The organism is Streptomyces sp. A 4/2, from assembly GCF_940670765.1.
Taxonomy (GTDB): domain Bacteria; phylum Actinomycetota; class Actinomycetes; order Streptomycetales; family Streptomycetaceae; genus Streptomyces.
On the sequence record NZ_CALNVW010000025.1, the window covers coordinates 73423 to 87172 of the forward strand.

12 protein-coding genes are annotated in these 13750 nt (G+C 70.2%); 8 read left to right on the plus strand and 4 right to left on the minus strand.

What is annotated here, in order from left to right:
* Window positions 1-9: 9 nt before the first annotated feature.
* From NBY69_RS19380 to NBY69_RS19415, 8 genes are all read left to right on the plus strand, one after another.
* Window positions 10-1998 carry a copper resistance CopC/CopD family protein gene (locus tag NBY69_RS19380; RefSeq protein ID WP_250302281.1) on the plus strand — a complete coding sequence of 663 codons (1989 nt, stop codon included), beginning with the start codon at window positions 10-12 and terminating at the stop codon, window positions 1996-1998.
* Between the two features lie 5 nt (window positions 1999-2003).
* Window positions 2004-3263, plus strand: a complete 1260-nt coding sequence (gene efeB / locus NBY69_RS19385; RefSeq protein ID WP_250302282.1) for an iron uptake transporter deferrochelatase/peroxidase subunit — start codon at window positions 2004-2006, stop codon at window positions 3261-3263.
* Between the two features lie 60 nt (window positions 3264-3323).
* Entirely contained in the window at window positions 3324-4259 is a 936-nt protein-coding gene (gene pheA / locus NBY69_RS19390) for a prephenate dehydratase (RefSeq protein ID WP_250302283.1), read from the plus strand.
* Window positions 4260-4931: 672 nt separating this feature from the next.
* Entirely contained in the window at window positions 4932-6206 is a 1275-nt protein-coding gene (gene serS, locus NBY69_RS19395) for a serine--tRNA ligase (protein WP_250302284.1), read from the plus strand.
* A 49-nt stretch (window positions 6207-6255) separates the two neighbouring features.
* Window positions 6256-7074: an HAD family hydrolase gene (locus tag NBY69_RS19400; RefSeq protein WP_250302285.1), complete on the plus strand. Its 819-nt coding sequence runs from the start codon at window positions 6256-6258 to the stop codon at window positions 7072-7074.
* 335 nt (window positions 7075-7409) lie between these two features.
* Window positions 7410-8084 carry a FadR/GntR family transcriptional regulator gene (locus NBY69_RS19405; RefSeq protein WP_250302286.1) on the plus strand — a complete coding sequence of 225 codons (675 nt, stop codon included), beginning with the start codon at window positions 7410-7412 and terminating at the stop codon, window positions 8082-8084.
* A gap of 65 nt (window positions 8085-8149) precedes the next feature.
* Window positions 8150-9409 (plus strand): MFS transporter, encoded by a 1260-nt coding sequence (locus NBY69_RS19410; RefSeq protein WP_250302287.1) that lies wholly within the window; start codon window positions 8150-8152, stop codon window positions 9407-9409.
* A 180-nt stretch (window positions 9410-9589) separates the two neighbouring features.
* The gene (locus tag NBY69_RS19415) at window positions 9590-10033 is read left to right on the plus strand and encodes a hypothetical protein (protein WP_250302288.1); all 444 of its coding nucleotides are present in this window, start codon (window positions 9590-9592) and stop codon (window positions 10031-10033) included.
* 78 nt (window positions 10034-10111) lie between these two features.
* On the opposite strand, the gene NBY69_RS19420 is transcribed toward NBY69_RS19415, so the two are convergent.
* From NBY69_RS19420 to NBY69_RS19435, 4 genes are read right to left on the minus strand one after another with little or no spacing between them, the layout of a single operon-like run.
* Entirely contained in the window at window positions 10112-10831 is a 720-nt protein-coding gene (locus NBY69_RS19420; RefSeq protein WP_250302289.1) for an ABC transporter permease, read from the minus strand.
* A gap of 17 nt (window positions 10832-10848) precedes the next feature.
* On the minus strand, window positions 10849-11760 hold the full coding sequence (locus tag NBY69_RS19425; RefSeq protein WP_250302290.1) for an ABC transporter ATP-binding protein: 912 nt from the start codon (window positions 11758-11760) through the stop codon (window positions 10849-10851).
* Window positions 11757-12638, minus strand: coding sequence for an ABC transporter permease (locus NBY69_RS19430; protein ID WP_250302291.1), 882 nt, complete (start codon window positions 12636-12638; stop codon window positions 11757-11759). Before NBY69_RS19430 ends, NBY69_RS19425 begins: the two co-directional genes overlap by 4 nt.
* The gene (locus NBY69_RS19435; protein WP_250302292.1) at window positions 12635-13666 is read right to left on the minus strand and encodes an ABC transporter ATP-binding protein; all 1032 of its coding nucleotides are present in this window, start codon (window positions 13664-13666) and stop codon (window positions 12635-12637) included. Before NBY69_RS19435 ends, NBY69_RS19430 begins: the two co-directional genes overlap by 4 nt.
* Between the last annotated feature and the right edge of the window lie 84 nt (window positions 13667-13750).

The window sequence follows — 13750 nt, forward strand, 5'->3', positions numbered from 1 at the left end:
GACTGACACATGACGGCGTCCACCGCTCCTCCGCGCTCCGGGCTCCCGCTCGCGCGGCTGCTGCTCGTCACGGCGGCACTCCTCGGCACACTGTTCGCCGCGGCCTCCCCCGCCTCCGCGCACGCGGCCCTGCTCGGCAGCACCCCGAACGCCGGGGCGGTGGTCGCCCAACCTCCCCCGAACGTCGCGCTCACCTTCTCCGAACAGGTCGCCATGGACAACAAGTCCGTCCGCGTCCTCGACCCGAAAGGCAACCGCGCCGACAAGGGCGTACTCCGTAACTTCTCCAAGGGCAGCACCGTCAGCTACGGCGTCGACCTGCGCCCCGGCCTCGCCAACGGCACCTACACGGTCGCCTGGCAGGCCGTCTCCGCCGACAGCCACCCGGTGTCCGGCGCCTTCACCTTCTCCATCGGCGCCCCGTCGAAGACCAGCGTCACGGCGACGGGGGACAACGTCGGCGGCGGCCTCGTCGGGTTCCTCTACGGCACCGCGCGCTACTTCGCTTACGCCGGGTTCATCCTGCTCGTCGGCGGCGGCGCCTTCGTCCTCGCCTGCTGGCAGCGCGGCGCGGGACAGCCTCCGCTGCAGAAGCTCGTCGTCCGTGGCTGGCTGACGCTGACCGCGGCCACGCTCGTCCTGCTGCTGCTCAGGGCCCCGTACACCGGATCGGGGCAGCTCGCCGACGCCTTCGACCTCAGCGCGCTCAAAGCCGTGCTCCAGACCAGACCCGGGGCGGCGCTCGTCTCCCGGCTGCTGCTCCTCGGCGCCGCCGCGCTGTTCGTCGCCGTCCTCTTCGGCGCCTACGCCAGGCGGGAGGACGGAAAGGAGAAGAAGGACCTCGCCTTCGGCCTGGGCCTCGGCGGAGCGGTCGTCGCCGCCGGGATCGCCGCCACCTGGTCGCTCACCGAGCACGCCTCGGTCGGCCTCCAGCCGGGTATCGCGATGCCCGTCGACGTCGTCCATCTGCTCGCGGTCGCCACCTGGCTCGGCGGGCTCACGGCGCTGCTCGTCGCGCTCTTCCGTACTCCGTCCATCGAACGTTCCGCCGTACAGCGCTTCTCCCGTATCGCGTTCGTCTCCGTCTGCGTCCTGGCGGCCACCGGCGTCTACCAGTCCTGGCGGCAGCTCGGCAGCTGGTCGGCGCTGTTCGGTACGGGGTACGGGCAGCTGCTCCTGGTCAAGGTCGGGCTCGTCGCGGTGGTCGTCTGCATCGCCTGGTTCTCCCGGCGCTGGACGGGGCGGTTGTCGGAGCACTCCGCCGCCACCGCGCCGGACGCAGCCGCGGTCCAGGACACGGCAGTTCCGGTCACGGCGGTCTCGGTCACGGCAGTTCCGGACACCACGGTCCAGGACACCGCTTCGGACGCCGCGGTTCCGGACACCGCCGCGGAGCGCCCCGAACCGGTGACCGTCCCCGAAGACCCCCGCCGCGCCGCCCAGCTCGCCCGCCAGCGGGCCGCCAGGACCGTGGTGCGCGAGAAGCGGATCAGGGACGCCGACCCGCACCGCACCGGCCTGCGCAAGTCGGTGCTCGCCGAGGCCGGGATCGCCGTGGTACTGCTGGCCGTCACCACGGTGCTGACGACCACCGAACCGGGCAGGACCGAGGAGGAAGCCGGGCGGGCCACGTCCGCGACCGCGGCGGTCCCCTCGGGTCCGGTCGACATCACCCTCCCCTTCGACACCGGCGGCCCCAAGGGAAAGGGGACCGTGGCCCTCGAAATCACCCCGGGCCGCACCGGCGGCAACCAGCTGCACGTCTTCGTGAACAACCCCGCCGGGAAGCCCTACGACATCCCCGAGGTCAAGATCGCGCTGACCCTCGCGGCGAAGAAGATCGGTCCACTGCCCGTCGTCCCCACCCATCTGTTCACCGGACACTGGAGTGCGGACGGCGTGCAGATCCCGATGGCCGGCAGCTGGGACGTCGCCGTGACCGTGCGGACCTCCGACATCGACCAGACCACCGTGAACAAGACAGTGAAGATCGGCTGACCCCTATGAACGACATCTCCAGGAGGCGGCTGCTGGGAACCGCGGGCGCCGTGGGCGCGGGCGGACTCGTGGTGGGGGGCGCGGGCGGCGCCGCCGCGTACGCCGCCACCTCGGCGGACCCGGCCACCGCGCTGACGACGGTCGGCTCCACCGAGGTCGCCTTCCACGCCGGTGCCGGACGCACCCGGCACCAGGCGGGCATCACCACCCCGGCACAGTCCACCGGGTATCTGATCGCCTTCGACCTGGCAGCGGGTGCGGGCCGCGCCGGGGCCGCCGCGCTGCTGCGCCGCTGGTCGGCGAGCGCACAGCGGCTGATGGCGGGCGAACCGGTCGGCGACGACACCGGAATCGCGCTCGACGCGGGCCCCTCGTCCCTGACCGTCACCTTCGGCTTCGGGCGGTCCTTCTTCGACCGCACCGGTCTCACCGCGCAGCGCCCCGGCCGGCTCGACCCGCTGCCCGACTTCTCGTCCGACCAGCTGGACGCCAGGCGCAGCAACGGTGACCTCTGGGTGCAGATCGGCGCGAACGACCCGCTCGTCGCCTTCCACGCCCTGCGCTCCCTGCAGAACGAGGCGGGATCGGCCGCCCGCGTGCGCTGGCAGATGAACGGCTTCAACCGTTCGCCCGGAGCCACCGCGTCCCCCATGACCACGCGCAACCTGATGGGCCAGATCGACGGGACGGGCAACCCGAAACCCTCCGAGAGCGACTTCGACCAGCGCATCTTCGTGCCGGACGGCGACGGCAAGGGCGCGGGCGCACAGCCCGAGTGGATGGCGGGCGGCTCGTACGCCGTCGTACGCCGCATCAGGATGCTCCTCGACGACTGGGAGAAGCTCACGGTCGCCAAGCAGGAGAAGGTCATCGGGCGGCGCAAGAAGGACGGCGCCCCGCTGACCGGTGGCACCGAGACGACCGAGATGGACCTGGACAAGGCCGGGCCGGACGGCAAGTTCGTCATCCCCGACAACGCCCATGCCCGGATCTCGGCTCCCGAACAGAACGGCGGCGCCGCGCTGTTGCGGCGCACCTTCTCGTACCACGACGGGATCGGCGCGGACGGTACGCCGGACGCCGGGCTGCTCTTCGTCTGCTGGCAGGCCGACCCGATGCGCGGCTTCGTGCCGGTGCAGCGGAAGCTGGACCGCGGTGACGCGCTGTCGCCGTTCATCCGGCACGAGGCGAGCGGGCTCTTCGCCGTGCCCGCGGGCCCCGGGCCCGGGGAGTACGTGGGCCAGCGTCTCGTCGAAGGCCACTGAGCGCGGGCCGTCCTCGGTGGACGCCCGGCCCCCGGGCGTTCGGGCCATTAGGGTGACCGTATGTCAGCCACGCGCTTCACCTACCTGGGTCCCGAGGGCACGTTCACCGAGGCGGCCCTGCGTACGCTCCCCGAGGCCGCCACCCGCGAGCTCGTCCCGATGGTGTCCGTACCGGCCGCCCTCGACGCGGTACGGACCGGGGAGGCCGCCGCCGCACTCGTACCGATCGAGAACTCGGTCGAGGGCGGTGTCACCGCGACCCTCGACGAACTGGCGGGCGGCGAGCCGCTGATGATCTACCGCGAGGTGCTGCTGCCGATCGCCTTCGCGCTGCTGGTCCGGCCGGGGACGACACTGGCCGAGGTGAAGACGGTGACCGGCCATCCGGTCGCCCAGCCGCAGGTACGCAACTGGCTGCGGGCCAATCTCCCCGAAGCGCTGTGGGAGTCGGCCGCCTCCAACGCGGACGGCGCTCGGCTCGTTCAGGAGGGGCGCTTCGACGCGGCCTTCGCCGGGGAGTTCGCCGCGGCCACCTACGGGCTCGAACCGCTGATCACCGAGATCCACGACGCGCAGAACGCCGAGACGCGCTTCGTCCTGGTGGGACGTCCCGCCCGGCCCGCGTCACCGACCGGTGCGGACAAGACGTCGGTGGTCGTCTGGCAGCGCGAGGACCACCCGGGTGCACTGCTCGAAATCCTCCAGGAGTTCGCGGTGCGCGGGGTCAACCTGATGCTGCTCCAGTCGCGGCCGACGGGTGAGGGGATCGGCAACTACTGCTTCGCCATCGACGCCGAGGGCCACATCTCGGACCGGCGGGTGGGCGAGGCCCTGATGGGGCTGAAGCGGAGCTGCCCGGAGGTGCGGTTCCTGGGTTCGTACCCGCGGGCCGGTGTCGCGCCGGGGGCGGTCCGGGCGCTGCGGCCGGGGACGTCGGACCCGGAGTTCGTGGCGGCTTCGGACTGGCTGGCGCGCAGCGAGGACGGCCGGGTCTGAGACGGTCGGAGACCGGCGGTTCCGGGCGGGGGACCGGGCGGGTCTCCGCGCGGGCGGACCGTTCCCGCGGACGGGCCGCGCTGCCGCCGCTGGTCGTACCTCCGGATTTCCACACTCCGGCAGAGTTATCCACAGGCGGCCTCTCGACCTGGGGACAAGTCGACAGTGCTGGGCGACATGGTCGACAAATCACCCTAGCGACGACACTTCCGTCCACAGGGCGCCAGGTGGGGCGCTGTCAGCTCAATTCCGTTGATCAACTCTTTAGAGCGAGCAATTCCCACCCGAATGAGTGCGTGGAGTGGGTTTAAGGGGAGAACCCTTCGCCCCTCATGAGGCTTTCGGAACGGTCTCGCCCGTGATCCACAGATCTCCCACACAGCCTGTGGATAACATTCCGGAGCTGTGGATTCCTGTGGACAAGGGATCCCAAGTCCCGCTCCCCACAAGGGAGGTGGGTCAACGGTCGCGAATGGAATGCCCCATTCCGGGGAATTTCCGCACCGCTATTGACCTCCTGCGAGCACCCGGTGAAAAGGGATCCCGAAACCGCCGCACGCTTTCCCCCCGCCACGCTCCACCATTCCATAGATAGCGCATCAATTCGGACAAAGTGCCGCGTGAATGGATAACGAGTCGAGCGCCGGAAGCGGGCACCGGTAGCCTGGTGGGGTGATTGACCTTCGCCTGCTCCGTGAGGACCCCGACCGTGTTCGCGCCTCCCAGCGCGCCCGTGGAGAGGACGTCGCCCTCGTCGACGCCCTGCTCTCCGCCGACGAACGGCGCAGGTCGTCCGGGCTCCGCTTCGACGAACTGCGCTCCGAGCAGAAATCGCTCGGCAAGCTGATCCCCAAGGCGTCGGGTGACGAGAAGGCCGAGCTGCTCAAGAAGACGGGCCAGCTCGCCGCAGCCGTCAAGGCGGCCGACGCCGAGCAGAACGAGGCCGACGAGGAGACCAGGCGCCTCCTGCTCCAGTTGGGCAACCTCGTGCACCCCGACGTACCGGTCGGCGGCGAGGAGGACTTCACCGTCCTGGAGACGCACGGCACGATCCGCGACTTCGCGGCCGAGGGTTTCGAGCCCAAGGACCACCTGGAGCTCGGCGAACTGCTGCACGCCATCGACACCGAACGCGGCGCGAAGGTCTCGGGCTCGCGCTTCTACTACATGACGGGCGTCGGCGCGCTGCTCGAACTGGCGCTGATCAACGCCGCGATCGCCCAGGCCACCGAGGCCGGGTTCATCCCGATGCTGACGCCCGCGCTGGTCCGCCCGCGCGCCATGGAGGGCACCGGCTTCCTCGGCCAGGCCGCCGAGAACGTCTACCACCTGGAGAAGGACGACTACTACCTGGTCGGCACCTCCGAGGTCCCGCTGGCCGGGTACCACATGGACGAGATCATCGAGGCCGACCAGCTCCCGCTGCGGTACGCGGGCTACTCGCCCTGCTACCGCCGCGAGGCCGGTACGTACGGCAAGGACACCCGGGGCATCTTCCGGGTGCACCAGTTCAACAAGGTCGAGATGTTCTCGTACGTCCACCCCGACGACGCGGCGGCCGAGCACCAGCGGCTCCTGGAGTGGGAGAAGCAGTGGCTGACCGGCCTCGAACTGCCCTTCCAGGTGATCGATGTGGCCACCGGTGACCTGGGGGCCTCGGCATCCCGGAAGTTCGACTGCGAGGCGTGGATCCCGACCCAGGGCAAGTACCGCGAGCTGACCTCGGCGTCGAACTGCGACGGATTCCAGGCGCGCCGCCTGTCGGTCCGGATGCGCGAGGGCAAGAAGGTCCAGCCGCTCTCGACGCTCAACGGCACGCTCTGCGCCGTACCGCGCACGATCGTGGCGATCCTGGAGAACCACCAGCTCGCCGACGGCTCGGTCCGGGTGCCGCCGGTGCTGCGTCCGTACCTCGGTGGCCGGGAGACCCTCGACCCCGTCAAGTAGGACCGCGGTCCAGGACCGCCCGGCGAAGACGTCTGGAGCCTCTGCCCACGTGAAATCTGCCCTGCCCTACAAGCTGGTCGCGACCGACCTCGACGGCACACTGCTGCGCGAGGACGGGTCGGTCTCGGAGCGCACCCGTGACGCACTCGCCGCGGTCACCGCGGCGGGTGCGGCGCACATCGTCGTCACCGGCCGGGCCGCGCCGTGGACCCGGCACGTCCTCGACGACCTGGGCTACCAGGGGCTCGCGGTGTGCGCACAGGGGGCGCAGATCTACCACGCGGGCGAGGGCCGGCTGCTCACGTCGGTGACCCTGGACCGTCGGCTGGCCGCGCTCGCGATCGCCAAGATCGAGGCCGGGACCGGACCGCTGGCCCTGGCCGTGAGCCGGGACGGCCTGGACGGCGAGGTGCTGGTGAGCGCGGACTTCCGCCCGCACGACGGCCCGCTGCCCGTGGTGCCGTTCGAGGACCCCGCCGAGCTGTGGTCGCAGCCGCTGAACAAGGTCTACATACAGCACCCGGAACTGAGCGACGACGCCCTCGCACAGACCGCGCGGCAGGTGGTCGGAAACCTCGTGGACGTGGTGATGGCCGGCCCTGGCGTGGTGGAGATCCTGCCGCTGGGGCTGAACAAGGCGACGGGCCTGTCACTGGCGGCGCGGCGGCTGAAGCTCACCGCCGCGGACACGATCGCGTTCGGGGACATGCCGAACGACATCCCGATGTTCGGGTGGGCCGCGCGGGGTGTGGCCATGGCCAATGCGCACGACTCGCTGAAGAGCGTGGCGCACGAGGTCACGTCCTCGAACGAGGACGACGGCATCGCCGTGGTGCTGGAGCGGCTCCTCCAGGGGCCTCGGATCTGAACGCGTCGCCGGGAAGGCGGGACCGTGCGATGGGCACGGACCCGCCCCGGGCGACTGTCCGGGTGGCACGTCGGAGGGTGATGTGAACACTCCGGTGCCCGACCCGAACCGCCCCGCTGGGAGCCGGGCGGACTCGATCTCTCGGTCCTGGCCCCGCTCCTCTCCCGGCCCTGTGGTGTGCTGAGCGCCGTACCGCCCAGCCCAACCACTGTGCCCGGACCGGGAGTTCACCGCTACTGGTTTTCCGTTCGACTGCTGTACGAAAATGGCGCGCATGCAGTTGTAGGATGACTGGGCAATGGGGTGAATCGGTGAACGGTTGGATGTGAGTCGGCATGGCACTGCAAGCAGCGGGACGGCACTCCCTGGTGGACACGGTCGTCGAACAGCTGCGGACCCAGCTGGCCGACGGCGAGTGGGGGGTCGGCGACCGCATCCCCACCGAGCACGATCTCGCCGAGCAGCTCGGTGTCGGGCGCAACACCGTCCGCGAGGCGGTACGGGTGCTGGTGCACGCCGGACTGCTGGAGTCCCGCCAGGGCAACGGCACCTTCGTACGCTCGACGGCCGACCCGTCCGCCGTGCTGCGCACCCTGCGGCACGCGGGCGTGCTCGACGTCCTGGAGCTGCGGGTCGGGCTGGAGGCGGAAGCGGCGCGGCTGGCCTCGGTGCGGCGGGACGCGAACGATCTGGCCCGGCTGCGGGGCGCGCTGACCGCCCTGGGCGAGCAGGGCGACCGGGCCGCCGCCGCGGATCTGGAGTTCCATCTGGCCGTGGTCGAAGCCACCCACAACCCGATGTTCACCGAGGTCTACCGCTTCTTCGCCACCCAGGTCCACGAGGTGCTGAGCACCGCGATCGGGGACGGCGAGATGCCGCCGATCGACCTGGGAACACACCGGGCGCTGGTCGACGCCATCGAGAGCGGCGATCCGCAGGCGGCCGACCGGGTCGCGCGCGCGCTCCTCCAGGAGCCGATCGACGCGGTCAGCGCGCTGCTCGCGCGCTGACACCGCTCCCTTCTCCCGCCGCCTCCCCCGCTCTCCTCCTGTCGCTCTTCAGAAAGGGGCCTGTTTTGTCACGCCCGGATTCGGACCAGTTGCTCCCCGACGCGGAGGCCGACGTCCGGCCGTCCGCCGAGGGGATCGCCGCACGGCGCGCGCTGCTCGCCCACCCCGTGGTCCTGCTCGTCGGCATCGTGCTCGCCTCGCTCAACATGCGGGCGGCGCTGGCCAGCGTGTCGCCCCTGGTCAGCGAGATCAGCTCCACGTTCGGCCTCTCGTCGACGGCGTCGAGCCTGGTGACCTCGGTGCCTGTGCTGTTCCTCGGGGTGGGCGCGGCGATCGCCCCCTGGCTGGCCCGCCGCTTCGGTACCGAGGTGGTGCTGTTGTGCGCGCTCGTCCTGCTCGGCATCGGCATTCTGGTCCGGGTACTGCCGTCGGTGTTCGCGCTGTACGGCGGCGGAGTGCTGGCCGGTACCGCGATAGCCCTGCTCAACGTGTTGATGCCGGGGCTGATCAAGCGGGACTTCCCGGACCGGGCGGCGTCGATGACGTCCGTGTACACGGGCGCGATGATCGCCGGGGCCACGCTCTGCGCCGCCGCCTCGGTACCGCTGGAGAAGGCGTTCGGGAACAGCTGGCAGGCGTCGCTCGCCTTCTGGTCCCTGCTGGCGGCGGTCGCCGCGGTGGCCTGGCTGCCGCAGGTACTGATCGCCCGCGGCCGTACGGGTCACGAGGTACGCGTCACCCCGGCCGGGCCGCCCCGGAGCGTCTGGCGCTCCGCGCTGGCCTGGCAGGTCACGCTGTTCATGGGGCTCCAGTCGGTGTGGACGTACGTCCTCATCGCCTGGATGCCGACGATCTTCACGGATCACGGGATGAGCCGGTCGACGGCCGGAGCGATCTTCGCGTTCAACAATCTGATCCAGGTCGCGGGCGCGTTCGGCGTCCCCCTGCTGGCGGGCCGTATGCGCAGCCAGCGCCCGCTGGTCGCGCTGGTCACCTCGATGGTGGCCGTCGGCTACGCGGGCCTGATGATCGCCCCGGTGTCCGGCGCCTGGCTGTGGTCGGCGGTTCTCGGCATCGGCCAGGGCGGCGGGGTGGGACTGGCCCTGACCATGATCGTGCTGCGTTCGGGCGACGCACAGACGGCGGCCCGGCTGTCCGGAATGGCACAGACGGTGGGCTACCTGCTCGCGGCGGCCGGTCCGCTGACGGCGGGCGCGGTGTACCAGGCGACGGGCGACTGGACGCTGCCGATCTCGCTGGTGCTGGGGGTGTGCGCGGCGGCCCTGGTGGTGGGCCTGTTCGCGGCCCGCGACCGGAAGGTCTAGCCGGGAGCTGCGCGGAAGTTGCCGGACGGGATTCATCTCCGTACGGAGGACGTGGCGCGGTACTTCGCGGTATCCACAGACGCCGTCCACAGCATCGTCAGGCGGCACCGCGAAGAGCTGCAGACCAACGGGCTGACCACTCTGAAAGGCCCTGACCTGCACTCCTTTGAACTGGTCATTTTGACCAGTTCAAAGGACGGCGCCCCGGAAAGTTATCCACAGGGGCGTGCGCACCTGCGTCTCTACACCCGCAGGACCGTCCTCAACATCGCCATGCTGCTGCGTGACAGCGAGGTCGCCCGTCGCGTCCGCACGTACCTTCTCGACGCCGAGGAGTCCCGTCCCGCGGTGGCCGTGTTCGATCCTCGGTACGACGGGATCGACCGCCGCGTCACCGATCTGGAGTCCGCGATGGGCGAGGTCGGGCCCGTGCTGCGGGAGCTGGGGCCGGTGCTGACCCGCATGTCGCACCGGCTGGAGGCGATGGACCGGCGGCTCGACGCCACCAACCGGGTCCTCGGCGCGATGAGCGTCCGTCTCTCCGACGTCATCCAGGACGTCGCGGAGATCAAGCGGGCGCTGCCACCGGTTCCCCGTCAGCGGCGTGGCAGCCGGCGGCGCTGACCCTCTGAGCAAGGGCACCGCACGACGGCGGGGCCGGAGCTGATGCCCCGGCCCCGCCGTCGTCGTACTCCTGGTGTCTCACTCGTCGCCGGCGAGCGTCAGCCTGCGCAGTTTCTGTCCCGCGTACCAGGTGGCCAGGACGGTGACCGCCACCAGCAGCACCACCGACAGCGGCAGTCCGACGTCCGACGTGATGGCCCCCGGTGCGCCGATCTTCTCGGCCAGGGACAGCGACCACTGCTGGATGCTGAGCGTGCGCGCCCCCGAGACGAAGCTGCCGAAGAGGGTCTCCCAGACCAGGGCGTAGACCAGTCCGGCGACGACCGCGTGCCGGGTGATCGTGCCGAGGAGCAGGAAGACCGCGGCGTACGCGATGGACGCGACCAGTGCGGCGACCGTGTAGGCGATCGCGATCTGGTGGCCGTTGCCGTTGAGGATCATGCCCGCGATGAACGTCGGGATCGCGGAGAACGCCATCGTCACGGCGATCGCGACGATGAGTTTCGTGAAGATGATCGTGGGCCGCTTCACCGGCTTGGCGAGCAGATAGACGATCGAGCCGTCGTCGATCTCCGGGCCGATCGCTCCCGTACCGGCGATGACACCGATCAGCGGCACCATCGTGGCCATGGCGAAGCCGCCGAGCACATCGGTGGCGACCCCGTCGTCGGCGCCGCTGAAGCCGCGTACCGCTACGGAGATCACGATCAGCAGCGCGGGCAGGATGAACAGAATCGCGGCTCGGCGGCGGCCGAGCAGGGCCCGGTAGGTGAGCCGGGCGACTGTGGGGTTGTACATGGACGTCACAGCTCCTTTCAGGCCGCTACGAGGTACGAGAAGACCGATTCCAGGGACTCGTCCGAGGGCGAGACGGTGAGGAGCCGGATGCCGTGCTCACGGGCCACGCGCGGCAGCAGCTCCGTGAAGCGGCCGAAGTCGACCGCCTGGATGCGCAGCGCGCCCTCCGTGACGTCCACCTCGATCCCGGCGGTGGACGGGTCGGCGATCAGTGCGGCGGCCAGTACCCGGTCGTCGCTGGACCGTACGAGGTAGCGGTGCGGACGGTCCGTCATCAGCCGGCGGATCTTGCGGAAGTCGCCGGAGGCGGCATGCCGTCCCGCCACGATCACCTCGATGTGCGAGGCGAGTTGCTCGACCTCCTCCAGGATGTGCGAGGAGAACAGCACCGTGCGGCCCTCCGCGCCCATCCGCCGCAGCAGATCCATCAGCTGCATGCGCTGGCGCGGGTCCATGCCGTTGAAGGGCTCGTCGAGGAGCAGCACGCTGGGGTCGTGGACCAGGGCGGACGCCATCTTCACGCGCTGGCGCATGCCCTTGCTGTACGTCGCGATCTTGCGGTCCTGTGCCTGCTCCATCTCGACCGTGGCGAGGGCCTGTTGTGCGGCGCGCTCGTTCAGTCCGTGGAGTTCGGCGTTGGCGACGACGAACTCACGGCCCGTGAGGAAGTCGTACATCGCCTCCCGTTCGGGCACGATGCCGATCTTCCGGTAGACGGTCTCGTTCTGCCAGATCGTCTCGCCGTCGAGGGTGACCGCGCCCGTGGAGGGGGCGAGGAAGCCGCCCATCATGTTGATGAGGGTGGACTTGCCCGCGCCGTTGGGGCCGAGGAGGCCGGTGACGCCGGGGCCGACCGTCATGGTGATGTCGTTGACCGCCACCACGTTGCCGAACCAGCGCGAGGTGTGGTCGATGTTGATCGTGGTCACAGCCCGACCTTCCGGTAGCGGCGCATCAGGACGGCGTACGAGCCGGCGATGAGCGCGAGAACGACGAGCAGATAGACCACACCGACACCGGCTCCCGGGCCCACTCCCCCGGGGAAGTCGGAGGTGGCGCCGAGGAAGGCGGTCTGTACGCCGTCGATCAGGGTGATCGGGGAGAACAGGCCGAGCCAGCTGACCGCTCCGGTCGCACCCTGGGAGAAGGCGATGGCCTGGACGGTGGAGACCGCGCCGTAGGTGATGGTCAGTACGGCGATGACGGCCGCGACGCCGAAGCCACGGCGCGGGGTGAGCGCGGCGACGACCAGGGCGATGCCGGAGAAGAGCAGTGAGAGGAGCGCCACCGAGACCAGTCCCTGGCCGAACCCCTTGGTCTGGTCGGCGAAGTCGAGTTTGGCGAGGAGCCCGCCGATATAGAGGATCACGATCGGCGTCGCGGTCAGTGCGAACAGGGCCGAGGCCATCGCGGCGTACTTGGCGAGGACGTAGTCGACGCGTTCGATGGGGCGCGAGAAGTAGAGCGGGATGGACTTGAACCGCAGGTCGCGGGAGACGGACTGCGGGGCCTGCGCGGCGAGGTACAGGCCGATGATCGCCTGGGTGACGATCGCGTACTGCGTGTAGTCCAGCGGCAGGGCCTTCGCCTTGGTCGCCACGGCGACCGCCACGATGATCGCGGCGGGCACGCACATCACGCCGAAGAGGATCATCGGCAGCACCTTGGACTTGGCCGAACGGCCCAGCCCGTAGGACCCGCGCAGGGACTGCGAGAAGAGGGAGCGGCGGGCGTAGGCACGGCCCAGGCGCTGGCCGTCGTACTTCCGGTATCCGATGTTGTGGATCTGGGTGGTCTCGGTACTCATCGCGCCTGCACCTCCTGCTTCTGCTGTCCCTGTTGCTGCGCGGGCGGGGAGTGGTCGGTGGCTTGCGAACGGTCGGTGTGGAAGACCTCGGCGATGTGGTGGCGGCGCTGTTCCATCCGTACGAGCCCCAGGCCCAGGTCGGCGACCGTGTCGCGCACCAGGTCGTAGGTCTCCTCGCCGGACGCTTCGACCAGCAGGATGTGACCGGCGCCCGGCAGTCCCTCCTCGACGCCCTCGTGCAGGGTCACTCCCGCGGCGGCCAGCGTCTCGCGCAGCACCTGCGTACCGTCCGGGTGCGTGTCGGTGTCCGTGACCTCGACCGCCAGCGTCGCGGTGGTCTGGGTGAAGTCGCTGGTGGAGCTGGAGCGGAGCAGCGTGCCGCCGTCGATGACGACGACGTGGTCGCAGGTGCGTTCCAGTTCACCGAGGAGGTGTGACGTGACCAGGACCGAGATGCCGAAGTCCGTGTGGACCCGGCGGATCAGCGCGAGCATCTCGTCGCGGCCGACCGGGTCCAGGCCGTTGGTCGGCTCGTCGAGGAGCACCAACTGCGGGTCGTGGACCAGCGCCTGGGCCAGCTTCACCCGCTGTTTCATCCCGGTCGAGTAGCCGCCGATGGGTCGGTAGCGCTCCTCGTACAGGCCGACGTGGCGCAGCGTGTCCGCGGTGCGCTCGCGTGCCGCGGTGAGCGGCAGTCCGGACATGCGCGCCATGTGGACGACGAACTCGGTGGCCGAGACGTCGGGCGGCAGGCAGTCGTGTTCGGGCATGTATCCGACGCGCTCACGGATCTCGGCGCCGCTGGTGGCGACATCGAGTCCGAGCACGGCGGCCCGGCCTTCCGTGGCGGGGGACAGCCCCAACAGGATCTTGATCAACGTGGACTTGCCGGCTCCGTTGGCGCCCACCAGGCCGGTCACACCGGGTCCGATGTCCAAGGAGAGCCGGTCAAGTGCGGTCACCCTCGGGAACCGCTTGCTCAGGCTTTCGGTCGCGATCACAGTCACATTCCGAAGGTAGTGGCGCATGTCATGTCCGGCGTCACCCCAGACGGCTGGATCCCTGTCCGACTCCAGGCGTACAGGACCCGTAGGGGCCCGGTACGAGAGAGC

Bases quoted from the DNA above. Each gene is read 5' to 3' on its own strand.
- NBY69_RS19405 (WP_250302286.1), top strand. From the start codon at position 7,410: ATGGCACTGCAAGCAGCGGGACGGCACTCCCTGGTGGACACGGTCGTC.
- NBY69_RS19420 (WP_250302289.1), bottom strand. From the start codon at position 10,831: ATGTACAACCCCACAGTCGCCCGGCTCACCTACCGGGCCCTGCTCGGC.
- NBY69_RS19380 (WP_250302281.1), top strand. From the start codon at position 10: ATGACGGCGTCCACCGCTCCTCCGCGCTCCGGGCTCCCGCTCGCGCGG.
- pheA (WP_250302283.1), top strand. From the start codon at position 3,324: ATGTCAGCCACGCGCTTCACCTACCTGGGTCCCGAGGGCACGTTCACC.
- efeB (WP_250302282.1), top strand. From the start codon at position 2,004: ATGAACGACATCTCCAGGAGGCGGCTGCTGGGAACCGCGGGCGCCGTG.
- NBY69_RS19430 (WP_250302291.1), bottom strand. From the start codon at position 12,638: ATGAGTACCGAGACCACCCAGATCCACAACATCGGATACCGGAAGTAC.
- NBY69_RS19435 (WP_250302292.1), bottom strand. From the start codon at position 13,666: ATGCGCCACTACCTTCGGAATGTGACTGTGATCGCGACCGAAAGCCTG.